Source organism: Herpetosiphon giganteus, from assembly GCF_016907925.1.
Classification (GTDB): domain Bacteria; phylum Chloroflexota; class Chloroflexia; order Chloroflexales; family Herpetosiphonaceae; genus Herpetosiphon; species Herpetosiphon giganteus.
Genome location: NZ_JAFBCZ010000008.1, coordinates 145141 through 171115, shown reverse-complemented (window position 1 = coordinate 171115; position 25975 = coordinate 145141). Strand labels below are relative to the sequence as shown.

The following is a 25975-nucleotide window of genomic DNA, read 5'->3' as shown; positions in this document are numbered from 1 at the left end:
CCCATGAAAATCTCTCCTCCTTCCACCGCAATTTGGCACGTGTTAACAGGCATTGCTCACCTCGCCCGTGAGCAATTGCCTGATTTGCCAACGTTCGCGCAGCGCTGTGCCGATTTGCTCAAACAAAGCGGCTTGTTTGCTCAAGGGGCGATCCTCCGCCTAGGTCAGCAACGTTCGTTGTTGGCCGCATGGGGCATGAATAAACGCGCAACCAATCGGTTGTTGCCTGCTCGGGTTTTAAATGGTGGAAGTGAGGTTCGGCTGCCAGAAGGTTGGCAGCTGTTTGCGATTGGCACCGCCGAAGTGCCAGGCGTTTTGGTTGCGCCAGTTACCTTAGATCCAGAGCCATTAACGGTGTTGCTGGCTCAATTAACAACGTTGTGGCAGGGCGTGGCCTTGCAAGAGGAGTTTGCCCGCCGCGAGCGCACCGTTGCCGCAATGACTGAATCGTTGCAGGGCTTGGCGCAACAGCTGAATGCAGACGAATTTTTGCAAACCTTGGTTACTCAAGCTACCGAATTGCTTGGCGCTGCTGGTGGCGGGGTCTACATGACCGATTCCAACCAGCAATACTTGGAGCTGCGCCAAGTTGTGCAGTTTCCCGCCAATTGGAATGGCGCACGGATTCAGGTTGGCAAGGGCGTGGCTGGCACGGTGGCCCAAAGTGGCAAGCCGATGCTGGTCAATAATTATGGCCAAGCCAAAGAACAATACGATAATCTGCCCGAAGGCATTAACTTCACTGCGGTGATGGCCGCGCCATTACGCGCCGACGAGACGATTATTGGGGTGTTGGTGCTGGTGCATATCGAGCCTGAGCGCGGTTTTCAAAACGCCGATTTGGCCTTGCTTGAATCGTTTGCAGCTCAAGCATCGCTGGCAATGCGCACCGCCAAGCTCTTCGATGCCCAACGTCAACGCCAACGCGAATTGTACTTGCTGTATGAAAATAGCTTGACAGTTGGCTCCTCGCTTGATCTGACCCATATTCTCAATCGCTTGACTGAAAATGTATTGCTGGCCCTTGGGGTCGAGCAATGTTTGTTATTGCTCTGGGACGATCGGCGCAAAATCTGTGAGTTGGTGGCCCAAGCTACCGATGACGATGCAGCAAACTCGCTCGATTTGTCGATTGGGGCAACCTATGAGTTGCGGCCCGAATCGATTTTAAAAATTGCTTTTGATACCCAGCAACCAGTCTCAGTTGTTGACATCGACACTGATCCACGGATTAATGCCCAACGCTCATGGCTCAAAGCGCGTGGAATTCGCAGTGCCTTGGGGCTGCCAATGCTGCTCAAGGAGCGGGTAATTGGCATTCTCTTGTGTACCACTACCAGCCGTGTGCGCAGCTTCAACCCCGGCGAAATTACTTTGGCCCAAACCTTGGCCGCCCAAGCAGCTACGGCAATTGGCAATACCCGCTTGTTAAATGATGAGCGTCGCCGTAACTCCGAACTTTCGGTGCTGCAATCGCTGAGCGCTAAATTGACCTCCGGCGTAAGCCTGCAAGTTGCGCTTGAAAGCATCGGCGAAAGCGTTGCCCAGCTCTTTGATAATATCGATCTTGAAATTTGCGTCTACGATCCGCAAACCCAAGTGCTGAATAGCCAATATGCCACGCCACGCACCCGCCAACATTACGCCAGCGAGGGCGGCTCGTATGGCATCGATCAGGGCTTAACTGGCTGGTTGGCCCGTCATCGCTCAACTTTGCGGATCGACGATTTGCAGCGCCAGAAGATTGTTAAGCCCATTCGACCACACGAAACCTCAAGTGGCCTGGCCTTCCGCTCATTCTTGGGTGTGCCAATGCTGATCGGCGATCAGTTGATTGGGACGCTGGAGCTTGGTTCTGGCACAATTGGGCGTTTTGATGCTGAAGATGAGCGCTTGCTGAATATTATTGCTTCTCAAGCAGCCCAAGCCTTGCGCAATGTTCAACGCTACGAGGCTACCGATGAAGTGCTGCGCGAACGGGTGCGCGAACTCTTGGCGCTGCAACGGATTAGCCGCGAGCTAACCTCGACCTTGCAGCTTGAGCAATTGTTGCCAGCAATGTTGACCGAAATTAGCCAAGCAACTGGTTGTGGCTATGGGATTGTCGTGCTCTACAACGACGATGAATCGCTGCACGTGATTGCCCAAAATGGCTATGGCTCTGCTGAAGAAGCTGGCTTTTTGGCCTTGCCATTGCTCAATAATGGCTTGCTGAGCGAGCCAATGCAACGCGCCGAGGCCTTGATTTATGACGATGTGACCGCGCTCGACGATACTGTCGAGTGGGGCGAAGTTCGTTCGTTGCTCATGGCTCCAATTTTGTATGAAAATCGGGTAGCTGGGGCAATTATTGCTGGCGATACCAAAGGCTATGCCTTCGATCACGCGGCCCTCGATTTTGTGCGTGCTGTTTCCGACCAAGCTGCCTTGGCAATTGGCAATGCCCAACACTACGAAGAGCAAGTTAAGCAACGTGAATTGTTGCAACAACGCGCTAGCCTTTTGAATGAAGTGTTGGAGATTGGCAACGCGCTGCGCGCCGATATGGAGCTTGGCAATCTGCTTGATCAAATTGCATTTAGCGTTACCGAAGCCGCTGGCTATCGCATGGTCTTGTTCAATCTAATTGATCAAGCCCATCCAACGATTATGCGCACGGTTGCTGGTGCGGGGATGGCGCTCTCCGATTTGGAGCAATTGCGCAATGAAGAGATTGCAATTGAAACCCTTCACCCGTTGCTCGACTCGCAATATCGGATTGGGCGCGCCTACTATATAACTCGGGGCAACGATTCTAGTGCTTGGCACGATGGCGATCAACTGCTGGTGCCATTGTATTCAACCGAGCGCGAATTAATTGGGATTATGACGGTCGATGATCCGTTTACCCATGAAGCGCCAACCCGCCGCACCGTCGAAACGCTGGAAATTTTTGCCAACCAAGCGGCAATTGCAATTGAAAATGCGCGCTTGTTTGATCAACGTTCGCGCCAAATTGCAGAGCTGGCGATTATCAACCGCATTAGCCGCGCTGCCACCACCAGTCTCAAATTCAATGATCTGGCGCGTGAAGTCTATAACGTGTTGCGCGAAAATCTACCAATTCGGGCCTACTATTTGGCAGTATTCGATACCGAACGCAATAGTGTGGTCGAATCGTTGGCGATTGATGACGAACACTTTATGCCCGATGTCGTCAATGGGCCAATTAACGAAAACTCGTTGATGGCTAGAATCATCAAACAACGCGAAACATTGTTCTTCAACGACATGACCGCCGAGTTGCTCGCCAACGATGGCAATAGCCCACCGCGTTCAGAAGCGGGTAATAGCACCGATGTGCCACGCTCGTGGATTGGCGTGCCGCTGCTCTTGGGCGATGGCACGGTGCGCGGGGTGCTTTCGCTGCAACATAATGAAGCTGGGCGCTATGGCGAACGTGATGCAGCCTTGCTGGATACAATTGCTAATCAATTGGCAGTGGCAATTGAAAATTCGCGCTTATATGGCGATAGTCAATCGCGCTTGGGTGAGTTGGCGCTGATCAATAAAATCGGTAGCTTAACCAACTCAACGCTTGACTTTGTGAAAATTCTCCAAGGTGTGTACGAGTCGTTGCGCACAATCTTAGATTTAAATGTTTTCTATAGCTTCGTCTACGACCCAATGCTGGGCGAGATTGTGCTGCGGGTGAATGTTGAAGAAGGTAAGTTCTTTATTGAAGAACAACGTGAAAAGCTCTTGCCTAATTCGCCTTCGGCCCACGTCGTTAATTCACTGGAGCCGTTGGTCTTCCGCGATATGCCCCAAGAAATTGAGGGCAAATATACAATCAAACGCTTTGGCAATCCCGATAAATGGGTGCGTTCGTGGATTGGCGTGCCGCTAAAAATTCGTGATGATACTGCTGTGGGGATGCTCTCAGTTCAGCATTACGAGCCAAATGTCTATAGCGAACGCGACGCTGAGTTGCTACAAACGATCGCTAGCCAAGTGGCCTTGGCGGTGCAAAATGCGCGCCTGTTCGGCGACCGCGAACGCCAAATTCGCGAGTTGGATGCGATTAGCCAAATTGGTCAGTTGATGAGCGCCTCGCTTGATCTGAATGAAATGCTGGGTTTGACTGCTGAATACTTGCAAGAAGTTACCTCAGCCCCAGTCTTCTATACGATGATCTACGATGCTGAGCACGACCAAGTGATCGATGGCTATGCGGTGCAAGAAGGTGTGCCCGCTGAACGCACGCCGCGCGGCAAGCCACGAGTTGGCAGCCCGAGCGCCTGGGTCGTGCAACATCGTGCGCCATTGATTTTGGCCGATGTGACCAATAAAGCTGAGTTGGAGCAAAAGGGCGTTCAGCCCATGGCCAACCCAATTCAGGGCAAGAACAAATCGCCGCGTTCGTGGGTTGGCGTGCCGATTATTGCTCGCGACGGCGCACCGATTGGGATGCTCTCGTTGCAGGATTATCAGCCAAACGCCTTTGATCAACGCACGGTGGCCTTCTTGACCAACGTGGTTTCGCACATCAGCTTGGGCATCCAAAAAGTTCAGCTGTTCAACGAACGCGATCGCCAAATCAAAGAGCTTGATGTGATTCGGCGGGTTGGTCAAGTAACCAGCTCGACCTTGAACGCCGATGAATTGATGCAGGGCGTGTATAACGTGTTGCGTGAGTTCTTGCCGATTGATATTTTCAATCTCAGCGTCTTCGATAGCGAGCTGACGGTACGGATTCATAGCTTCGTGATTGATCGTGGCATGATTATCAATTATCCCAAAGCCACGCCAATTACGCCGCACTCGCTGACCGCGTGGATTCTGGAGCATCGCCAGCCGTTGCTGTTCAAGTCGGTTGACGAGGAAATGAAGGCCTACCCGGATATTCATCCACGGGTTGCCTCTGCCGACACGGTGCTTTCGCAATCGTTGATGGGCGTGCCATTGCTCACCAACAACGACGAACCGCTCGGGATTTTGCTGCTGCAACACTACAAGCAAGCAATGTTCGACGAACGCGATTTGCAATTGCTGATCAACGTGGCCTATCAGGTGACCTTGGGGATGCAAAACGTGCTGTTGTATAGCCAAACCCAAGATGGTTTGGATCAACTAGCAACCGAAGCTGAGCGTTTGGCGCTGATCAATCACGTTTCTGATTTGACGGCCTCGACCCTCGATACCCAAGTGCTCTACGATTTGGCGGTCGAAGAAATGGCCCAAGTGACCGATGCTTCGCAAGCGCGCTTGGTGATTTTCGATTACGAAGCGCAAGTTGGCTACACGCGGGCTGAGTTCCCCAAAGGCGATCTCAGCATCGAGGTTCCGGTTGCCAATAACGGCACGATTCCTTGGATGCAGCGCCATCGCCGCCCATTGGTGATCAACAATCCGCTTGAGCATGAAATGACCGAATCGTTTCGCGAAACGACGAAGCAACTCGGCATTCAATCATTGATGTTGGTGCCGTTGATCGTCAAGGGCGAAGTGGTTGGCTCGATTGGGCTTGATCATATGGTCGAAGGTCGCAACTTCAGCCAACGCGATGCTGAAACCTGCCAAACGATCGCCAATCAAATTTCGCAAGGCTTGGAAAACGCCCGTCTGTTTGCTGAAACTGAGCGCCAAGCCCAAGTGCTGAGCCGCAAAGTTGGCGAATTGTCGGTGTTGCTCGAAGCAGGCCAAGCACTCAGCTCGATTCACGAGCCAACTCAAGTGTTGGATACCTTGGTGCGCTTGGTGGCCCGCCAACTCAAAATCGAAACCGTGATTTTGTTTACTGGCGACGAAGAGCTTCAGCCAGTAGCATCGTTAGGCTTGCCAACCGATTTTGTCCAAAGCCTGCGGGTCAAACGTGGCGAGGGCTTGGTTGGGACGGTCGCCGAATTGCGCAAGCCATTGACGACCAGTGCAACCGATGGTCAATCGCCAATCATCTCGCAACATGTCGAATTCAATCGCGACCATGGCCTCTCGGTCTTTATGGGTGTGCCGATTGTCTATCGCAATGAATTGTTGGGTGTGCTCAGTGTGATGTCTGGCGAAGGCGCTGCCTTCAACGAGGATGATACCGCGCTCTTGAGCGCTTTGGCCGACCAAGCGGCAATTGCGATTGAAAACACGCGTCTGTTTGTCGAGCGCGAACGCCAAATTACGGTGCTGCAAGCATTAAATGATGTGACCCAAGCGATCACCTCGACGCTTGATCCGCAAACCTTGCTGCGCCAATTGCACCTACGTTTGAGCAGCGTGGTTGATACGCGCCACTCATTCATCGTGCTCTACGACAGCGATCATAACATTTTGACTTTCCCTGTGGTGATGAACGGCGGTCGCGAGGAACGGCTCGAACCCCAAGCGCTGGCCGAAGGCGTGCTGAGTCGGGTTATTCGCGGGCGACGCACGATTGTGTTGAACTCGATTGAAGAAACCGCCAACGCCTCGCGCTTCTTGCTAGGCCACGATACGCCGATGGCTTCGTGGGTCGGGATTCCGATTATGCTTGGCGATATGGTTTTGGGTGTTATCACCATTCAAAGCCCACTGCCACGCGCATTTAGCACCGAAACCATTCAATTCTTGCAGGCAGTTGCCAGCCAAACCGCAATCGCCTTGGAAAATGCGCGCTTATTTGCAGAGCGCGAACGCCAAGTAACCGAAGCGGCAATTTTGTCGTCGATCAGTCAATCGATGACGGCAACGCTCTCGCCAGAAGAATTGGCTAGCTCGATTCTGAAGGGCTTGACCGAAATCTACAATACCGACAACGCCTATATCGTGTTCTACGATGCTCCAACCAATATGATTTCGACCACGGTTGGGTTTAGCAATGGCCAGCAGTATTCGTTGATTTCACATGTGCTGAGCAACAACTTCCTTAAAACGATGTTGTTTGAGCAACGCCCATTGATGTTCAACAGCAAGCATGATTTGCAGAACGAACGCTACTCACCTCGGCTGGAAGGCATTCCCGATGCCATCGAGCCAGAATCGGTAATCGCCGCGTCGATTACGATGGGTAGCCAAACCTATGGCATGAATATCAATCAGCCGTTGGGTGTGATTGTGATTCAAAGCCCGCAGGCCAACACATTTAGCCGTGGCCAGCTTCAATTCCTTGAATCATTGGCCAACCAATCGTCGGCAGCAGTCCAAAAAGCGATGCTGTTTACCGAACGCGAACGCCGGATTCGCGAGTTGGATACGCTCAACCGCATCAGCCAAGGGATTACATCGACGATTAGTTTGGATGAAATCTTAGAGCGCTTGTATGCTGGCTTGGGTGAAATTGTCGATGTGAGCACGGCCTTCATTGGTTTGTACGATCCGCAAACCCACTCGATGGAGTTCCGCGAGGCCCACGATCGTGGCGAGCCAGTTACGATCGGCACGCGCCGTTTGTCGGTTGGGGTGCCAGCCTGGGTGATTGAACATCGCCAGCCGCTGTTGCTGAACACATCGGAAGAAGCTAACGAATATCGCGATGCCCAAACCCAATTAACGACCGAAGCAAGCGCCATGCGCATTGGCGACCGCGGCGAGCTTGAACAATCGTATTTGGTTGTGCCAATTGTGGTTGGGGTCGATGTGATTGGGATTATCAATATTCAGAGCTACGAGGAATATGCCTTCTCTGAATATGATATGAGCTTTGTGACCACGGTTGCGGCTCAAGCTGGCGCGGCGATTGCCAATGCGCGCTTGTTCTCCGAGCGCGAACAATCGATTCAACGCTTGAATACGTTGAATAACATCGGTCAAGCATTAAGTTCGACGGTGCGCTTTGACGACTTGCTGCGCGTGATTTACGAACAAACTGGCAAGTTGGTCAATACTGAAAACTTCTACTTGGCGCTGTACGATGAGCGCAACAAAGAAGTGACCTTCCCGCTCTATTACGAGCATGGCACGACGGGCAACGTCTTGCCACAGCGCGGCGTGAATGGCCTCACCGAATACGTAATTCGCAAGCGTCAACCGCTGTTGCTGCAAGGCCCACACATCGCCGAACGCATGGCCGAAATGAAGGTCGACCAAGTTGGCGAGATGGCGCGCTCGTGGTTGGGCATTCCGTTGATTGCAGCGGATAAAGTCGTAGGCGTTATGACGGTTCAGAGCTATGAGCAAGACAATGCTTATAGCGACGAATTGGTGCAATTGTTGCTGACGATTGCCTCGCAAGCAGCCCAAGCCTTGGAAAATGCCCGCCTCTTCTCGGAATCACGCCAAAGCGTGCGCGAACTTTCGACGCTTTCAGAAACCAGCGTTTCCTTGGCCAGTACCTTGGAAATCGACGAATTGATGGCAATCAGCTCGTCGAGCGCAATTGAAATGTCGCGGGCAGATTTTGGCGGGATTATCGTGGTCTCGGGCGATGGCTACACCATCACCAACTCGTTGGCGCTCAACCGCGACCATATGGAGTTGGAGTTACCAAATGCCAACGAGCTTGATGTTGGCAGCATGGAAATTCTGCGGCCATTGCGTTCTGGCCATCCGTTGGCATTGTTTGATGCCAGCACCGATGCCACTTTAGCGCCATTCGTCAATAGCATCGGCATGCGCGGCTCGATCTTCTTGCCAATGTTGCGCGAAGGCTTGCGTGGCGTGGTCTTTGTGGGGATGGACGAACCATTTACCTTCAACGAACGCACCATTTCGAGCTTGATGATTTTGGCAACCCAAATTGGCCAAGCGATCAACAATGCTCAATTGTTCGATCAAATTCGCCGCTTCAACCTTGAGCTTGAAGAAATCGTTGATCAACGAACCTTAGAACTCAAGGGCGAAAAAGAACGGGTCGAAGCGCTCTACAACATTGCGACCGAGCTTGGGACGACTCTCGACCGCGATGAACTGCTGCTGCGAACCCTCGATTTGGCGGCTTCGGCCTTGATGGTCCGTCGTGGGGCAGTCTTCTTGCTCGACCGCGAATCCAAAGATTTGGTCTGTCATGCGGTGCTCAACGAAGAATTGGGCTTGAAATCGATTGAAACTCGGGTACGCTTCCAGCACCCAGGCTTAGCCAACTGGATCATCGAGCATAACGAAGGCGTGGTTATCTCCGATGTGTGGCTGGATGAGCGCTGGACGAACGCCCAAAGCGGGCGCGGCGACGATGTGCGCTCGGTAATTGCCGTGCCATTGCTTTCGAGCGACGCACCTCAAGGGGTGCTGATGCTCTATAGCAACGAAATCGGTTTCTTTACCCAAGACCACTTGCGCTTCCTCTCGACGATTGGTGGCGAAGTTTCTTCGGCCTTGCACAACGCCGACCTTTACACCTTGGTTTATGATTCTGCTGACCGGCTTTCCGATGCGATGTGGCAACAACGCGAAGAAGCCAGCAAGACCGCTGCTATTCTCCAGAGTGTTTCGGAAGGGGTTATGGTGCTCGACCACCAAACCGAGAAGATCATTCTGTATAATCCAGCTGCCGAAGATGTGCTGCGGATTCCGCGCTCGGAAGTGATGCATAACAGCTTGCAAGTAATTGCCGCGCCGCGCAACGAAGAAGAATTGCACGAAGAAGGTCGGGCCTTGCTGCTCTACACTGGTTTGCACGAAGGGATTCAAATTGTGCAACGCTCAGAGGGCGTGCATCGCAGTATGATCGAATTGCCTGGCCAATCGATTGCGGCCAACTTTGCACCGGTGGTTGGCGAAGAAAGCTCGCGCTTCGGGGTTGTGGTGGTTTTGCGCGATATTACCCGTGAAGTTGAAGCCGACCGCGCCAAGCGCGACTTTATCGCGACCGTTTCGCACGAGCTGCGCACGCCGCTTACCCCAATTCGCGGCTTTGTCGATTTGCTCTTGCTCGGTGCAGTTGGTCAAATGTCCGACCCGCAGCGCGAAATGCTTACAACTGTTAAGACCAACGCCATGCGCATGGTCGGCTTGGTTGAAGACTTGCTCGAAATTGGGCGCTTGGAAGCAGGCAAGATTGTCTTGAACACTGCACCAAGCAATATCAACCAATTAGTGCGCGATATAGTGGCAACTTGGGACCTTGAGATCAAGAAGAAGAACATGACCTTACAGCTTGAACTTGACGACACATTGCCATTAATCGAGTATGATAGTAAGCGGATTGGACAGGTCTTAACGAACATGGTTTCGAATGCGATCAAGTATACCTACGCTGATGGCGGTGTGATCATCCGCACCTTCATCAACGAGGACAACATGATCCAGCTTGATGTCAAAGATACCGGGGTCGGTTTGACACCAGAGCAACAAAAGAGCCTGTTCAAACGATTCTATCGAGCCGATAGTCCCCTACGTGATGAGGTTGGCGGCACAGGCTTAGGGCTTTCAATCGCTAAGTCGTTTATCGAATTGCATAATGGCGATATGTGGGTGCAAAGCGTTTATGGCGAAGGCAGTACATTTAGCTTCTCGCTGCCAGAAATGCAGCCCCGCCCCGACTTAGGCGAACGTGATGAGGTCTAGCATCGGCAGAACACAGGAGCTTCGATGGGCATGATCAAAATTCTCGTTGCAGACGATGAGCCAGATGTGCTGTTTATGACCAGCTTCAGCCTGCGGAGCCTTGGCGGGTTTGAGGTGATCGAAGCACATAATGGAGCTGAAGCGGTTGAGCTAGCCCTTCAGGTTGAGCCAGAGTTGCTGGTTCTTGATATTAAAATGCCAAAGATGACTGGCTATGAAGCATGTCGCGAGTTGCGCAAGCACCCGCAATTTGCTTCCACGCCGATTATTTTGCTGTCGGCCAAAGGGCAAAAAACCGAAATTGATGAAGGCTGGGAATCAGGCGCGACCGAGTATATGCTTAAGCCCTATGCTCCAGCAACCCTCATTGGTCGGGTACGCGAATTGTTGAGTACGCAGGCATGAGTGCAATTTTTATCGAAAATCGGGTTGTGCATTATGAAGTTTTTGGCCGTGGTCAGCCAATTATCTTCTTGCATAGCTGGCTTGGCTCGTGGCGCTATTGGATGCCATCCATGGAGATGGTCTCGGATCGCTTTCGAACCTACGCGCTCGATTTTTGGGGTTTTGGCGATTCGGATCGCGCGATTGGCACCTACAACATCGATGCCTATGTTGAGCAATTATTGGCCTTTATGCGCGAATTGGGGATGGTTCGCACCAACCTCGTTGGCCATGGCCTTGGCGGCATGGTCGCAATTCGGGCGGCGGCACAAGCTCCGAACAGTTTTATCAAAGTCATCACCTCCAATATGCCGGTGTATGGCGAGCCGTTGAGTGGCTTGGTCAAGCCAAGCACGCTTTCGCGCTTGATGGGCAAGGCCAACCCAACTGAAACCTGGAACAAGCTGCTCAAAAATATCAAAATCGATGACGATACCTATCGCGAAGTGCTCGAAGATACCAACGCCACCGCTGGCGAGGTGATTCAGCGGGTTTTTGATTCGGTGCTGGCTGCTGATTTGCGTTCAAGCCTTGAAACGCTCAAAACGCCAACCTTGGGCATTTATAGCGGCAACGACCAAATTGTGGCTCGCGATCATGCCCAACTGTTTGAAACTGCGGCGATTGAGCACCAAGTCTTGACCTTGGAAAACAGCACCCACTTTCCGTTTTTGGAAACCAATTCGCAGTTCAATCGCTTAATTCTCGATTTCTTCACCAGTCGCGGCGCAAACACTGTCCAAATCAAGGAAGAGTGGCGGCGACGCATGAGCCAATTCGAGTATTTGTAGGCGCTTAAAAACGATCATTCGTAGCAACCGTCACCACGCTGTGGTTGGCGGTTTTTCTCTGTTTAAAAGCTGGGAAAAGAACATAGAGCATAGAACATAGATGTACTGGTTGATTGGATTGGCAACGAGTGGTATGCCCTCACCCCCAGCCCCTCTCCTACTGAACGCGGGCGAGGGGAGCACGGACTGGCTGGTTCCCCCTCGCCCGTTCGACGGGAGAGGGGGCTAGGGGGTGAGGGGATCATGGAATGATTAAAGCAATGAACCAATACCCATAGAACATAAAATTATCGGCATAGGGGTTGCTTTTGTCATGCGTAAGTCAATAGCCAGAATGGCTCTGCGCCTCTGCGTTTAAAGAGTGCGCTTGATGCTTAAAGCCTCGTTTAATGTAGGAAGATCATGCAACTGCTGCTTGGTGGAACAATTTTTGGAGCCACGCTCTTGGGCGTGATGGTTCGTCCGCGTCGGATTTCGGAAGCTTGGGTGGCTTTACTTGGCGCACTAGCCATGCTCTTGGTTGGCATTTTGCCGCTCAACGAGCTTGTGCCAACCTTGGCCCGTGAGTGGAATGTCTATGGTTTTTTTGTGGGCTTGATGCTAATTGCCTTTTTTGCCGAGCAAGCAGGGGTGTTTCAAGCGTTGGCGTTGTATGCTGCGCGCTGGGCCAATGGTTCAGCCCAGCGTTTATATGTAGCGGTCTTTCTCGTTGGCACATTAATCACGGCGGTGCTTTCCAACGATGCGACTGCCTTGATTCTCACGCCGGTGGTTTGGACGTTGACCAGCCGTTTGCGCTTGCGAGCCTTGCCATTTATGTTTGCCTGTACCTTTATCGCCGATACAGCCTCGGCCTTATTGCCAGTTTCCAATCCAATCAATATTCTGGTGCTGACGCGTTTTAATTGCGAGTTGATGGAATATTGGACTTACTTGTTAGTGCCATCGCTGGTGTGCATTGCTTGGAACATTGGGCTATTTGCTTGGTTGTTTCGGCGTGATTTGCAGGGGAGCTATGATTTGGCGCTGCTTGATGATTTTACAATTGCCAACCCCAAACTGTATCGCGCAACCCTCGTTGGCTTGGCATTGATTGCGCTTGCCTATGTTGGCGGTTCGCTTTGGCAAGTGCCATTGGCATTTGTGGCCTTGGCGGGCGCGGCGCTTTTGGCAGCACTGAGCTGGTGGGCTGGTAGTTTCAAGCCCAAGCAAGCCTTGCATGAACTCTCGCCAGCCTTGTTTGGCTTTATTAGCGGCATGTTTTTGGTGGTGCGGGCAATCGAGCACTTGGGTTGGACTGAGCGCTTCGGCGCGAGTTTGTTACAGGGCAGCAGAGCCAGCTTGGGCAACATTGCACGGGTGATTTTCGGCAGTGCGCTTGGCTCGAATATGATCAACAACGTGCCGATGACCTTGGTGATGACCTCGACGCTTGAGCATTTGCCAACCCAACCTGCGCCAGCCTTGATCTACGGCACAATTTTCGGAGCCGATCTTGGCCCGAATTTAACGATTGTTGGCTCTTTGGCAACCATGCTATGGCTCGTCATTCTGCGGCGCAAAGGGATTGAAATTAGTGCTAAAGAATACTTAAAATTGGGCTTGATCTTTGTGCTACCATCATTATTAATTGGCACGCTTTGGATGTGGCTCATGGCATGAATTATTACTTCTTTGACCAATTACGCAGCTGGTTGACGCAGCATGGCTATCAATACAGCTGTCCAATTCAGCACAACTCCCAAGCAGCCGATGTGCATGTGCGTTGGGTTGAAGCCCTGCCATTGATTGGCAAAGTGACCAGCGATTTGGCATTTTGGGATTTTGATCGGTTGGCGATTCCTTTGGACCAGCAAGCCTCTGTTTTAGAGCAGGCGAATCTTGCTCAATTAACGGTCGTCGAGGCCAATTTTCCGCGTCAGCGCATACTGCGGCTGCATATTCCCAATGCAATGACGATTGCAGTCAGTGCCCGTCCATTTAGCGCTGAATGTATGAAGTTAGTCCAATTGCCATTTTCGACACCGAGTAATGGCTATTATCGCTCGATGGTTTTGCTCAATCCACGGAGCTATAGCAGCATGCAGCAAGTGGTTTGGCTTGGTTCGAGGCTGCCATCAAAGCCAGCAATTAAGTTGATCAAAACAATGCTCAAGAGTTTCGATTAGTTGATGAGGTATCTATGCAAACGATTGAATTATCTGATGCAACGGGATTTTTAGAACGCTACGCTGATGTAGCGATTGCTGGCCTCTTGCCACGCCACGTTGATGTTTGGTTGCCAGCCAATTACCATAGCTCCGAAGAAACGTTTCCTGTGATTTATATGCACGATGGCCAGAACTTGTTTGACCCGGCGCTGGCCTACATCGGGATTGATATGGGCGTTGATGAGGCGATTGAAAACTTGATTGCCAGCCAAACGATTAATGGCGCGATTGTGGTTGGCATTTGGAATAGCGAGCAGCGGATTCGCGACTACTTGCCAGCCAAGCCGTTTTACAGCAGCAGCAAAGCGATGCAAGCCCAATTTGTGGCTGCGGTTGGCGGCGAGCCACTTTCCGAGCACTATTTGGCTTGGATTGTGAACGAACTCAAGCCGCAAATTGATGCAACCTATCGCACCGACCCTGAGCCTGAAGCTACCAGTATGATGGGCGCAAGTATGGGCGGCTTGATCTCGCTCTATGCCTTGGTGCAATACCCTGAGGTTTTTGGCAATGCAGGCTGCCTTTCAACCCACTGGCCAATTGGCGGTAGTGCATTGGTTGAATGGTTTGGCAAGCGCTTACCTGAGCCAGGCGAGCACCGAATCTATTTTGATTTTGGCACCGAAGATCTTGATGCAGAATACGAGCCATTTCAACGCGAGATGGATGGCTTTATGCACGCGGCGGGCTATCGCCAAGGCGACGATTGGCTGACCAAAAAATTTATTGGGGCTGGTCACTCCGAGCAAGCGTGGCGCGAACGAGCCGAATTGCCTTTGGCCTTTGTCTTAGGAGCCAGCGTGTGAGAATATTAATCATCGCGTTGGGCACGCGCGGCGATGTGCAGCCGATGCTTGCTTTGGGCTTGGCCTTGCAACAGCGCGGCCATCCGGTGACGCTTTTGGTCAGCAGCAATTTTCAGGCGTGGGTCGAATCGTTTGGCTTGCAGGTGGCAATTGCACGGGTCGATATTCAGCAACTTATGCTGAGCGACCAAGGCAACGATTGGGTCAAACATGGCGCGAATCCCATGAAGCAAATGCAAGCGATGCGCCGCTTGTTGGCGCAACATGCGCTGACGATGATTGAGGATGCATGGCAGGCTGCCCAAGATTGCGATGTGTTAATCAGCAGTTTTACCTCAGATACCTTTGCGGTGACCTTGGCCGAGGTTTTGGGCTTGGTGCATATCAGTGCGCCGTTGCAACCAGCCATGTTAGCCACCCGTTCTGGGCCATCGAGCGTCGCGCCGCTGCTCAAAACCATGATAGCTGGCTTAATTATTGGTTTGGGCGCTTGATAATTGAACCATTTCCTTGGCAAATTGGCGGCAAATTTTTGAATCAATTTCGTCAACAGCGCCTCAAATTGCCAGCCCAAACCAGGGCCGAATATTTGCAACGCTTGCGTAAAACCACAATTATTCAAGGTTTTAGCCCAGCGATTATTCCGCATCCCCATGATTGGCCCGCCAATATTCAAACGGTGGGCTTTTGGCGCTTGCCGCCCGATGAAACGTGGCAAATGCCAACTGAGCTTGAGCAATTTTTGGCTGCTGGGCCAACCCCAATCTATATCGGCTTTGGCAGCATGACTGGAGCCAACCCCGATGCCTTTAGCCAATTGTTGCTCAAGGCCGTGGCGCATAGCGGGCAGCGGGCAATTATCCAAGCTGGTTGGGCGGGCTTGGGTCAAATCGAACTCCCAAAAACTGTCTTTCGAATTGGCGCTGCGCCGCACGAAATGCTGTTCCGTCATGTTAAAGTGGCGATGCATCATGGCGGGGCGGGCACAACCTGCGCGAGCCTTGCAGCTGGCTTACCAACAGTAATCGTGCCGCATTTGGGCGATCAACTGCGTTGGGGCCAGCGGATTGAGCGCTTGGGTTTAGGCCCAAAAGCCATTCCGCGCAACAAATTAACGGCAGAGAACTTAGCATGGGCGATTGCCCAAGCAGCAAATACGCCTCGAATGCAGCAAAAGGCCCAAGCCATGGCCAAAACCCTGCAAGCAGAGCAAGGCATTAGCCGCGCAGTCGAGCTTATCGAACAGCGCATACACATCTCAGCTAAGTAATTATAGGTCGTTAGCTAGCTAATGAGGGATTGGTGATGCGCTACTTTTCGCAACAAAAACTTGATCAACTGCTCGAAGCCCATGCCGAATGGTTGCAGGAGCAGCTTGGCGAAGCCATAAGCTTACGCAATTGCGATTTGCGCGGCATGGATTTGCGTGGCCGTTCGTTCGTGCGGATGCAGTTGGAAAATGTAGTTTTGGCAGGCTGTGATTTGCGCGGTTGTAATTTTTTTGGCGCAACACTGAAACAGGTCGATTTGCAAGCAGCCAATTTGGCCAAAGCCTGCTTTGGATCGAGCTTTTGTAAGCAGGTTGATGCACGCCAAAGCAATTGGCAGCAGGCTGATCTGAGCAGTGCGATTATTAAAATGAGCGATTTTAGCCAAGCCAACCTAGCCTATGCCGACCTCAACAAAACAGATTTTGAAACCAGTGTTTTCGATCAAGCAATCTTTAGTTATATCAATGGCATTCGGCTGAATATTGGTCGCAGTTCGTTGCGACGGGTGCAGCTTGATCATGCCATCCTTGATTTTGCGACGCTCTATAACAGCGATTTGCGCGGCGCGAGCTTGAACGCAGCAAGTTTACGCAAGCTCAAAAGTTTTGAAAATTTGGCGGTTGCTGGTTTACAGGCCAACGATGTGGTGCTTGAAGCTGGACGTTTTACTGGCTGGTTTGATGCTAGCCCCGAAGCCGATGGTAGCCAACGCCACGATGCTGATTGGATGTTGGAATTTTTGGCAAAGAGTGGCGAAGTCTCTGCCCAATAATGGTTAAACTTGCGCAATTATTAATAGTGCTTTAGAAATTAACGAGCTAGGCCGTTCGTTTAAGCTCTATTCAAGCCCCATGATCAAATGAGCATGGGGTTTTTGCTTGCTGCATGGTCTTGTTCTTGCAACGGTTTGGTAGGCTCGTAGGGGCTTCAATCAGCCAAATTTTACTAAGCTACCAATAAAACTTAACAATAACTAACTAGCTAGGTGCTAGATTCGAGCTTTTTATTAAGAAAGATCTTGACGTAAGTCTGTTTTTATACGATGATACTGCTACATTTCGGTTTTTTACCCCACATTCGGTCTACGAGAGTAAGAATATTCCAGGGGTTGAAGCGCACTTTTAAGGAGTATTGGCATGGGAGCTGAAATCGTTCAAGCTCAGTATGACCAACTCACTCAAGTTGCAAGTCGGTTTGGCAAGCAATCGGAGGTAGTTGATCAAATCAACAGCCAGATTCGCCAGAGCTATGATAGCTTAGCAAATGGCGGATGGATGGGTGATGCGGCCAAGGCATTTTTTAACGAAATGCAGTCGGAAATCTTTCCCGTTATGCAACGTCTAACCAGTGTATTGCGGGAAGCCCAAACTGTGACCCAACAAATTAGCAGCGTGTTTCAGCAAGCTGAACAAGAAGCTTCGAAGGTCATCACGTTTGGCGATGGTGGCGCGAGTGCAGGCAATGGGTCGACATCGTTCAGCGCTGCGGCTCAAGGCTTTGCAGCAGGCTCGGCGGCTGGCAACCAATTGCCACCACCACGCATGTACATTGTCAATGGGATTAATGCGACCGAGGCTGATGGTACGCCAGGTGGCGGCCCGCAAGAACTGGCCCGTTTGTTAGCCGCCAACGGCTACGATCCAAGCCAAGTTAAGGCGATGCCTGCTATCTACAACACCAACTATGTGACCGATCTGAAAGGAACCGACCTCAAAGGGACCAATCATGGTGGGTTATTGTCGCCAGTTGATTGGCTGACTGGTTTGGGTGCTGGCGCGATCAACAAAGTTACTGGTGCAGGTGCAGGCCTGATCAACGGTGGCTCACAGCTGTTCAATACCGTCGTTGGGGTTAGCGAAGTTGTGCAAGAGTATACGATGCAAGATCAGGGCAAGTATACCCAAGAAAGCTACAACTTTATCAAGCAAGATCTTGCCCGCAACCCATTGCTGCCTGGCCAATCGGTGATGCTGCTTGGTCATAGCGGTGGTGGTGCGGTTGTTAGCAATCTTGCACCAATGCTCGAAAATAACATGGGCGTTGATGTTTCCGGGGTGGTCACGATGGGGTCGCCAGTGGCGAACGCTGATCGGGCAATGCAACATGCCAAGTTCCTCAGCATTAGTGACAAGGGCGATTACATTGGCCAGCCATGGATTCGCTCCGACGAAGGCCGCAATTTCATCACGCCCGGGTTGATGACTGGGATTCTCGCGCCGAAGTCGTTGCCATTAGTTGTACCTGGAGTGCTCGGTGCCGATCGTGGCTTCCGTGATCCAGGGATTAACTACTTTACGACCAATGCGAATGCGGGCAACCCAATTAGCAATCACAACTCCTATTGGACCAGCAACGACGTGGTTAGCATCATTAAAAACAGCTATCCCGAAGTTGCACCATATCTGAAATAACCCATGAAGCTTGTGTGCAGAGTATGGTGGAGGATGCTTGCAATGGGTTTGTTGGCATCACTCTTTGGATGTGGATCAAGTGCTGTTCCCGAGGCCGTGCGTAGCGGCCTCGACGAACAGTCGATTCAGACAATTGGCACGTTGGATATCAGTCCGTGGTTGGGTGACAACCCACGGTATCGGCGTTTAAGCTTAATTCAGGCTCAAACCCAAGCAGGCCAGCCCACAACCGTGGCCTATCTTGAGCCTCATGCAGGCGCAGCAGTCTTTTCGCTAGCCTTGAGTCGCCAGTTTCCCGATGCGCCTTTGCAAACGGCTTTATTCGAAATTGATGGTTATCGACTGATCGTGGGCTTAGTCGATGCAGAGATTAATGGCGAACTCACCACGATCGAATTTGAACGGGAAGAACCAAATCAAGCGAACTGGTTAGAGGCATTAAAAGTTAGTAATCTCAATCAGCGTTCATTTGTAATTCCCATCGCCCCGAATGAACAAGCGCAATGGTCAACGATCCAACGGATTGCGGTGAACACCCGTGAATCGCGCCAGCGTGGAGTCGATGATCGCAATGCTTCGGGCCACGCATGGGAACAGCAATATTCCAATCCTATTGCAATTGACAGTACCTTTGCGGTTGTACCGTAGGAGATTAGGGCATGACAACCCCCCAACCCTTGGTCGCAGTGACACTTTCACGGAGTGAACTGCTGTTAATTAGTGCACTCTTAAAAGCTCCGGCTTTGATGGGTGTCGAAGCGACCACCGCCGATGAGAATCAACGCGCTTTGGAGTTGTTGCAGGCTGAACATTCGCTCCGTGCTCGCAACGCTGCGGCGGTCGATGAAAATGGTCAACTATTAATTGTTCGAGATTTACTTGGAGTTGTGGCAAGTTGCGCGTATCCACAACGCTCACTGGTGGTTTATCATACTCGTGCAGATGGGGTGGTGCTTCAAGGTTTTGGCCATGTACGCGATGAATTTTTGGTCGTGCATACGGTGATCAACCCCGAAGTTCACAACCTCGCGCAGATGCCCAATCTTGACCGCTTGATCGAAACGGTGTTTCAATTGAGCGATTATGCAGCCAATACTGCAGCAGTTAACCTCCACGTCGATATTAGCCGCGAAAAACTGGTGATGGCCCGCCAATTGGCCGAACAAGGCCAAACCGCCCAATCAGCAGATACGTTGGTACGCAGCGGTGTAACTCCAACCGAAGCCGAGTTGTTGGTGCGCATGTTTAGCTTGCCCTCCACAACCACGGTTTTTGTGACAATTCAATATAGCGGCAGCCATGCCATGGCCCGCGAATATACCTTGTTCAAAAATGAACTTGGCTCGTTCTTGATGACCCAAACCGACCTTGAGGTTGAACGCTATCAACTGAAGGGTATCGATTATATGGGGCTTGGCGGCCTCTTATATGAGTCACTTTCGTAAGCTCGCTCGCCTGTACCAAGCCGCTCATTCGCCCGAATGGGCGGTTTTGGCGTTAATTGTGATTAATCGCGTGCTGTAAGCTGTGCTGCTTTTTCCAATTGCTTGCGCTAAAAGTGCTAAACTGACTGGTTATGAGGTTCGATTTAGCATCAAAGCAGGCTCATTATGGAATTGACGTTTACCACTCCGGCGCTGTTGTTTCCAGCAATTTCGTTGCTGTTTTTGGCCTATACCAATCGCTTTCTCTCAATTGCATCGTTAATGCGCGAACTCAAAGGCCGCTATAAAGTTGATCGCGACCCACGGATTCGTGGCCAACTGGAAAATTTGCGCTATCGGATTGGGATTATTCGCAGCATGCAAATTTGCGGCGTAGCAGCATTTTTCTTCTGCGTACTGTGTATGTTTGTGTTGTTTGCAGGCCAAGCCTTTTTGGGCAAATTGACCTTTGGGGGCAGTTTATTGCTATTGTTGACCTCGCTGGGCTTGTCGTTGCGCGAAATTCAGGTTTCGATCGATGCGCTTAGCCTCGAAATTGCCGATCTTGATGAGTAAGGCTAGAATTGGTATGTATGAAACGCCAAACAATTAACCAATCGATCAATCAGCTCTACCGAATTGCGACAATTCTGATCATTGTCGTGATTTATTTGCTTACCTTTCCTTGGCTTTATCGCTTAGTTGGTGGCACGATTGGAGCATTTGTCTTGATTCCGATTGGCTTGGTTGCATGGTCGTTTGGTTGGCGCAGAGGCTTGGCGGCGACAGTCATTGGCCTATCGATTACCTTGTGGATGCTGCGCTGGGCTGGTATGGAGTGGGTGCAGTTGCGCGCATTATGGCCGCCAGCGCTGATGAGCGGCCTGATGATTGGCATGATTGGTTGGTTGCGGTCGTTGCTCACAACGATTCAAGCCCAAACTGGCGAGCTTGAGCGTGAGCGCGAATTGTTGGCCAACGAAATTAGCCAACGCAAGCAAATCGAGCAATCGCTGCTCGCTGCCAAAGAAGATGCAGAGTTGGCAAACCACACAAAAAGCCAATTTTTGGCCATGATGAGCCACGAGTTGCGTACGCCGCTGAATGCAATTATTGGCTATAGCGAGCTGTTGCAAGAAGATGCTGCTGCTGAGCAATTAACCAGTTACGAGCAAGACCTGAAGGTTATTCACAATGCTGGTGTGCATTTGTTGGGGCTAATCAATGATATGCTTGATTTGGCGAAAATTGAGGCCGGACGCATGGAATTGTTTGGCCAAGATTTTCATGTTCATGAGCTAATCGATGATTTAGTGCTATATTGCCAGCCGCAAATCGCCAAAAATAACAATCGTTTGGTGCTGGATATTGCTGAGAATGTGGGTTTAATGCACAGCGATGTGCAAAAGCTGCGCCAAATCTTACTTAACTTATTGAGCAATGCAGCCAAATTTACCCAACAAGGCACAATTACCTTGCGGGCAAAGCGCGATGGCGATTGGTTGCATTTCGAGATTGCCGATAGCGGCATCGGCATGAGCAGCGAGCAAGTTGCTAATTTATTTCAACCGTTTGTGCAGGCCGAGCAATCGACCGCCGCTCGCTATGGCGGCACAGGTTTGGGGTTGGCGATTAGCCGTTCGTTAGCTAAACTTTTAGGTGGCGATGTTATGGTTGAAAGTATTCAAGGGCAAGGATCGTGTTTCCAATTGATTGTGCCTGCATTTCAGTTAGCTCCAGTTACGGCAATGTAGCTCGATTCAAGTATCACACATTTGGTTGGGCACAATTATACAAATTTCTTATTTGACAAGCACCAAAAGTACGCTAAAATATGCAACGGTGATCAAAATTCACCAACGGTTTCCGTGCCTTCTCGGCGCTCATCGGCAGCAGGTCGCTGCATCAATTGGAACGATGAGTGGTGGTTGTTTTCTGGGGCGCATCACATTGTTTTGAGCGCTGGTTTTTGACTTCCGAGCGGGCTTTCAACGAGGCTATATGAACGGTAGACAGAATTTTTGCACGCTGCGACAAATTACGCGGCGCTGTGCTGAACCTCCCTCAATTTAGGTTGGTGAGTATTGAAATCTTGCTAGCAGACTAGCAATGGTTCTCTGTCTATCTCCTCACCTGCCACAATTGGGCAGGTTTTTTATGCCCAGTGCTTAAGCCAAATGTCGCCATGACACGTGGTTTTTTTATGCCCAAAAAATGGGCAATGCACTTGGGAGTCTCCGTCAATAAACACACGAACGAACACCGCTAATTTTGATTGTACTTTGTTCTCTCAGTCCCCTGTTGTGGCTGAGCACTATCGTCGTGGCTATCACGGCTTGGAGGGACATGTCCAGTTGATCGAGCAAACCTATGCTGGCTACCTGAATGATTCATTTGGCTTTTCGGGTGCTGGGGCTTTGACCGATTTTCTAACGCGCCGCAATGAGCGCTTGCTCTTGGGCGATACGGTCGATCTGGGTGCATTGGTTGAGCAATTTGGTGCGCCCCTTGAGGTTTCGTTCTGCCCGCAAATTACGACGCAGGTGCAGAATATGCTTGATTATGCGATGGCCGCACAGGCAGCAGCAGGCTATACAGGCTCGTTCTTGTATGCCTATGCTACCAAGGCCAATTTTTCGGAAGAAGTGGTGCGTACAGCCTTGAATGCTGGTGCTCACTACGAAACCTCGGCTGCTGCCGATGTGGTGATTGCCCACCATCTCTGGCGGCAAGGCGTGCTTTCCGAAGATCGCTATATCTTCTGTAATGGCTCGAAAGAGCCGATGTATCTCGATGGGATCTTGGCCTTGCGCCACGCTGGCTACGAACGGGTCGTGACAGTGCTTGATGATCTCGATGAACTTGATTATATGTTGACTCACAGCCGTGAACCAATGTTGTTTGGTGTTCGTGAGCGCCACGCCCCTGAAGTCGTGGATCGCAACCATGCTGGAGCAGAGCGCTTCGGCTTAACGCCCGCAGAAATGCAGCTTGTTGCTCAACGTTTGGCTGGAACAGCCCATCAATTGGTGGTCTATCACGCCATGGTTGGCTCGCAAATTGAGGATGCTGCCGCATGGGAAGCCCGTTTGGCGCGTTCCGCCAACGCCTATGCTGCTTTGGCCAGTGCTACCCCAAGCTTGACGATGTTTAATTTTGGCGGCGGCATGCCAACCTCGGGCTACGATTTGAATTTCCAATTTGATTATGTTGGCTTTTTGACCAACTTGATGGCCAATACCCAGGCAATTTGTGCTGAACATGGCGTGGCAGCACCCATGATCATCGCCGAATGTGGCCGCTACACCGTTGCCAACCACAATCTGTATTTGATTGAAGTTGGTCGGGTAAAAGAAGCTGGCGCAATTGAGCCTTGGTATTTGTTGAATGGCTCATTGATGGTTTCGGCCCCAGATACCTTGATTGTTGATCAAGAATTTGTGGTTGTGCCCTTGGATGGCTGGGATACAGCGGTGCAAGCAGTGCGTTTGGGTGGCCGCCGCACCTGCGATTCTGACGATCTGTATCCACGTTCGCATCGCCCAGCCTTGATGTTGCCTGAATTCCAAGCAGGCATGGTGTTGGCGGTTTGTGGCGTTGGTGCATACCAAGCCATGATTGGCGGCAAAGGTGGCGCACACCACTGTTTGAACCCAGAAATGCGCCGCATTATCATCGAGCAAGATGGCGATCAATTGGTGATGCGCGAGATTGCACCGCAAAACTTGATGGCTCAAATGAGCGCCTTGGGCTATAGCATCGCCACGATCGAGCAACCAGCCCGCAAGCCGCTGCCAGTGCGCACTGCCGTGGTGAGTGAGCAATTGCCTGTGCGGCCATTACGCGCTGCTCGTCGTCGCCAAGCGCCATCAACCTTGCGCACCAGTCGTTTTGCGGCAAGTGCCTAGCGGGGATAGAGCATAGAACATAGAGCATAGAGCATAGGGATCAGGGATTGGATAATGGGGATCGGAAAACATAGAATATAGCGGATCAGCCCTCGCCCCAACCCCTCTCCCGTCCGACGGGCGAGGGGCTTTAATTTGATCGTTCGGCAAGGATTGATGCAAACAAGAGTAGTTCCCTTATCCTTGAGGCGAGGGAGAACCACGTGGCCCGTGCTCCCCTCGCCCGCGTTGAGTGGGAGAGGGGCTGGGGGTGAGGGCATGCCACTCGTTGCCAACCCAATGAACCAGTACACCTCATCCTTCATCCTTCGCAAGATTGTTAAGTTTGTTGCTCAAAATTGATACTTGACGAAATGGCGAGCAATGTGGTATGCTCGCGCCAATCGTAATTGACACAAGGTTTTGTCAGCCATGCAATCTTTCAACAGCTATAACTCATATGCATTCTTTAGCAGCTATTTTTATTACTTTAGCTGCCATATTGAGTTGTCGCTGCCTACGAAGGATTAGACACACCTTTACTGATTTTTGGAAGAACCTTCGGCGCGGAGCGACAAGCTCCGCGCTTTTTGTTGTGCTTCAATTGGAGGATGCTATGCTCGTTTGTCGTGGAGTTCGCGGTGCGACGGTGGCAGTGGAAAATACGTCAGAGGCTGTGCTCGCCGCAACCAGTGAGTTGTTGTTGGCCATGGTTCAGGCTAACGAGATCGATCTTGACGATGTTGCATGTGTCTTTTTTACCACATCCTCCAATCTCAACGCACAATTCCCTGCCTTGGCCGCTCGCCAGCTTGGTTGGAACGACTTGGCGATGCTTTGCGCCCACGAAATGGATGTGCCTGGCAGTTTATCGATGTGTATTCGGGTGCTGATGTTGTGGAATACCAGCCGCAAACCCAGCGAAATCATACATTGCTATCTTGGCGATGCCGCCAAATTGCGCCCTGAGCGCGCTCAATCAACAGCGTTGTTGAACATGCCCACCTGGCAACCAGCCTAAATTTGGCTGCCAGCCGTCCACCTTGGTATTTGGTATTGGTATTTGGGTTTGTCAATTTGGAGGCATTTGACCATGATCGTTGTAATGAAATCGCACGCTGATCTGACCGACCGTGACGCTGTTTTGGCCCGCTTAGCTGAAAATAATCTCAAGGGCCATTTATCCGAAGGCGAAGAGCGAATTGTGATTGGGGTGGTTGGCGCAAAAATCCCAGCTGGCTTGGAAGAACAATTGCAATCAATGAGCGGCGTGCAAACCACGTTGCGCATCACCCGCCCCTACAAACTGGCTGGCCGCGAGTTCCAACAACATAACACGGTGATTCGGGTTGGCGATTTGGAAATTGGCGGCGGTACGCCAGTCGTGATGGCTGGCCCTTGTTCCGTTGAAAGCGCTGAGCAATTGTTGAGCACGGCTCACGCGGTCAAAGCAGCAGGAGCCAACATCCTCCGCGGTGGCGCGTTCAAACCACGCACCTCGCCGTACGCCTTCCGTGGTTTGGGCGAAGAGGGCTTGAAGATTTTGGCCCAAGCCCGCGAAGAAACCGGCCTGCCGATCATCACCGAAGCGCTCAACACCCGCGATGTTGAATTGGTTGCCCGCTACACCGATATTATTCAGCTTGGCGCTCGCAATATGCAAAATTTCGCCCTCTTGGAAGAAGCAGGCCAAACTGGCAAGCCAATTATGGTCAAGCGCGGGCCTTCAGCGACCGTCGAAGAATGGTTGCTGGCCGCTGAATACATCCTCGCAACTGGCAATCGCAATGTGATTCTCTGCGAACGTGGGATTCGCACCTACGAAACCGCCACCCGCAACACCCTCGATTTGAATGCTGTGGCCGTCGCCAAGCGTCGCACCCACCTGCCAGTAATTGCCGACCCCAGCCATGGCACTGGCAAATGGTACTTGGTTGCGCCAATGGCCTTAGCAGGCTTGGCAGCTGGTGCAGATGGCTTGATGATCGAAGTTCACCACGACCCCGACCGCGCCTCATCCGACGGCCCTCAATCACTCAACCACCTCAACTTTGCCCAATTGATGCAACAAGTTCGCCGTTTGATCGCCGCCTTGGATCCAGAATTAGCAGTTGCATAACGAAGGGATGAAGGATGAAATTTAACCACGAAGAGCACGAAGGGCACGAATGTTGGGTTCGTTGAATATTTTGGGTTTTGTAAAAGCACAATAATTCAATTAATTCATCTTCGTGTTCTTCGTGGTTAACAACGTGCTGAAGGATGAAATTTAACCACGA

17 protein-coding genes are annotated in these 25975 nt (G+C 51.4%); all 17 read left to right on the top strand.

Going from position 1 to position 25975, the window contains the following annotated elements:
• Positions 1–3 precede the first annotated feature (3 nt).
• A complete protein-coding gene (locus tag JOD20_RS09775; protein ID WP_204755091.1) occupies positions 4–10452 on the top strand; it encodes a GAF domain-containing protein in 10449 nt (3482 codons plus the stop codon).
• Between the two features lie 24 nt (positions 10453–10476).
• Complete coding sequence (locus JOD20_RS09770; RefSeq protein ID WP_204755090.1) at positions 10477–10857, top strand: response regulator transcription factor; 381 nt, start codon at positions 10477–10479, stop codon at positions 10855–10857.
• A complete protein-coding gene (locus tag JOD20_RS09765; RefSeq protein WP_204755089.1) occupies positions 10854–11687 on the top strand; it encodes an alpha/beta fold hydrolase in 834 nt (277 codons plus the stop codon). The genes JOD20_RS09770 and JOD20_RS09765 overlap by 4 nt, the downstream gene beginning before the upstream one ends.
• A gap of 402 nt (positions 11688–12089) precedes the next feature.
• On the top strand, positions 12090–13349 hold the full coding sequence (locus JOD20_RS09760; RefSeq protein ID WP_204755088.1) for an ArsB/NhaD family transporter: 1260 nt from the start codon (positions 12090–12092) through the stop codon (positions 13347–13349).
• Positions 13346–13855, top strand: a complete 510-nt coding sequence (locus tag JOD20_RS09755) for a hypothetical protein (RefSeq protein ID WP_204755087.1) — start codon at positions 13346–13348, stop codon at positions 13853–13855. The genes JOD20_RS09760 and JOD20_RS09755 overlap by 4 nt, the downstream gene beginning before the upstream one ends.
• 14 nt (positions 13856–13869) lie before the next feature.
• Positions 13870–14703: an alpha/beta hydrolase gene (locus JOD20_RS09750; protein ID WP_204755086.1), complete on the top strand. Its 834-nt coding sequence runs from the start codon at positions 13870–13872 to the stop codon at positions 14701–14703.
• On the top strand, positions 14700–15197 hold the full coding sequence (locus JOD20_RS09745; RefSeq protein ID WP_204755085.1) for a glycosyltransferase: 498 nt from the start codon (positions 14700–14702) through the stop codon (positions 15195–15197). Before JOD20_RS09750 ends, JOD20_RS09745 begins: the two co-directional genes overlap by 4 nt.
• Complete coding sequence (locus JOD20_RS09740) at positions 15194–15973, top strand: glycosyltransferase (RefSeq protein WP_204755084.1); 780 nt, start codon at positions 15194–15196, stop codon at positions 15971–15973. The genes JOD20_RS09745 and JOD20_RS09740 overlap by 4 nt, the downstream gene beginning before the upstream one ends.
• Before the next feature lie 35 nt (positions 15974–16008).
• Positions 16009–16746 carry a pentapeptide repeat-containing protein gene (locus tag JOD20_RS09735; RefSeq protein WP_204755083.1) on the top strand — a complete coding sequence of 246 codons (738 nt, stop codon included), beginning with the start codon at positions 16009–16011 and terminating at the stop codon, positions 16744–16746.
• 364 nt (positions 16747–17110) lie between these two features.
• On the top strand, positions 17111–18385 hold the full coding sequence (locus JOD20_RS09730; protein ID WP_204755082.1) for a WXG100 family type VII secretion target: 1275 nt from the start codon (positions 17111–17113) through the stop codon (positions 18383–18385).
• A 42-nt stretch (positions 18386–18427) separates the two neighbouring features.
• Positions 18428–19033 carry a hypothetical protein gene (locus JOD20_RS09725; RefSeq protein WP_204755081.1) on the top strand — a complete coding sequence of 202 codons (606 nt, stop codon included), beginning with the start codon at positions 18428–18430 and terminating at the stop codon, positions 19031–19033.
• Positions 19034–19044: 11 nt separating this feature from the next.
• Positions 19045–19830: a hypothetical protein gene (locus JOD20_RS09720; RefSeq protein ID WP_110513343.1), complete on the top strand. Its 786-nt coding sequence runs from the start codon at positions 19045–19047 to the stop codon at positions 19828–19830.
• Positions 19831–19995: 165 nt separating this feature from the next.
• A complete protein-coding gene (locus JOD20_RS09715; RefSeq protein ID WP_110513344.1) occupies positions 19996–20385 on the top strand; it encodes a DUF2721 domain-containing protein in 390 nt (129 codons plus the stop codon).
• Positions 20386–20402: 17 nt separating this feature from the next.
• The gene (locus JOD20_RS09710; RefSeq protein WP_204755080.1) at positions 20403–21563 is read left to right on the top strand and encodes a sensor histidine kinase; all 1161 of its coding nucleotides are present in this window, start codon (positions 20403–20405) and stop codon (positions 21561–21563) included.
• A 600-nt stretch (positions 21564–22163) separates the two neighbouring features.
• On the top strand, positions 22164–23717 hold the full coding sequence (locus JOD20_RS09705) for a type III PLP-dependent enzyme domain-containing protein (protein WP_204755079.1): 1554 nt from the start codon (positions 22164–22166) through the stop codon (positions 23715–23717).
• Between the two features lie 595 nt (positions 23718–24312).
• On the top strand, positions 24313–24717 hold the full coding sequence (gene aroH / locus JOD20_RS09700; RefSeq protein ID WP_110513347.1) for a chorismate mutase: 405 nt from the start codon (positions 24313–24315) through the stop codon (positions 24715–24717).
• A gap of 72 nt (positions 24718–24789) precedes the next feature.
• A complete protein-coding gene (gene aroF / locus JOD20_RS09695) occupies positions 24790–25815 on the top strand; it encodes a 3-deoxy-7-phosphoheptulonate synthase (RefSeq protein ID WP_204755078.1) in 1026 nt (341 codons plus the stop codon).
• Positions 25816–25975: the final 160 nt, after the last annotated feature.

What these genes read in the sequence shown, in the direction of transcription:
- JOD20_RS09775 (WP_204755091.1), top strand. Translation starts at nt 4, where the DNA reads ATGAAAATCTCTCCTCCTTCCACCGCAATTTGGCACGTGTTAACAGGC.
- JOD20_RS09770 (WP_204755090.1), top strand. Translation starts at nt 10,477, where the DNA reads ATGGGCATGATCAAAATTCTCGTTGCAGACGATGAGCCAGATGTGCTG.
- JOD20_RS09765 (WP_204755089.1), top strand. Translation starts at nt 10,854, where the DNA reads ATGAGTGCAATTTTTATCGAAAATCGGGTTGTGCATTATGAAGTTTTT.
- JOD20_RS09760 (WP_204755088.1), top strand. Translation starts at nt 12,090, where the DNA reads ATGCAACTGCTGCTTGGTGGAACAATTTTTGGAGCCACGCTCTTGGGC.
- JOD20_RS09755 (WP_204755087.1), top strand. Translation starts at nt 13,346, where the DNA reads ATGAATTATTACTTCTTTGACCAATTACGCAGCTGGTTGACGCAGCAT.
- JOD20_RS09750 (WP_204755086.1), top strand. Translation starts at nt 13,870, where the DNA reads ATGCAAACGATTGAATTATCTGATGCAACGGGATTTTTAGAACGCTAC.
- JOD20_RS09735 (WP_204755083.1), top strand. Translation starts at nt 16,009, where the DNA reads ATGCGCTACTTTTCGCAACAAAAACTTGATCAACTGCTCGAAGCCCAT.
- JOD20_RS09730 (WP_204755082.1), top strand. Translation starts at nt 17,111, where the DNA reads ATGGGAGCTGAAATCGTTCAAGCTCAGTATGACCAACTCACTCAAGTT.
- JOD20_RS09725 (WP_204755081.1), top strand. Translation starts at nt 18,428, where the DNA reads ATGGGTTTGTTGGCATCACTCTTTGGATGTGGATCAAGTGCTGTTCCC.
- JOD20_RS09720 (WP_110513343.1), top strand. Translation starts at nt 19,045, where the DNA reads ATGACAACCCCCCAACCCTTGGTCGCAGTGACACTTTCACGGAGTGAA.
- JOD20_RS09715 (WP_110513344.1), top strand. Translation starts at nt 19,996, where the DNA reads ATGGAATTGACGTTTACCACTCCGGCGCTGTTGTTTCCAGCAATTTCG.
- JOD20_RS09710 (WP_204755080.1), top strand. Translation starts at nt 20,403, where the DNA reads ATGAAACGCCAAACAATTAACCAATCGATCAATCAGCTCTACCGAATT.
- aroH (WP_110513347.1), top strand. Translation starts at nt 24,313, where the DNA reads ATGCTCGTTTGTCGTGGAGTTCGCGGTGCGACGGTGGCAGTGGAAAAT.
- aroF (WP_204755078.1), top strand. Translation starts at nt 24,790, where the DNA reads ATGATCGTTGTAATGAAATCGCACGCTGATCTGACCGACCGTGACGCT.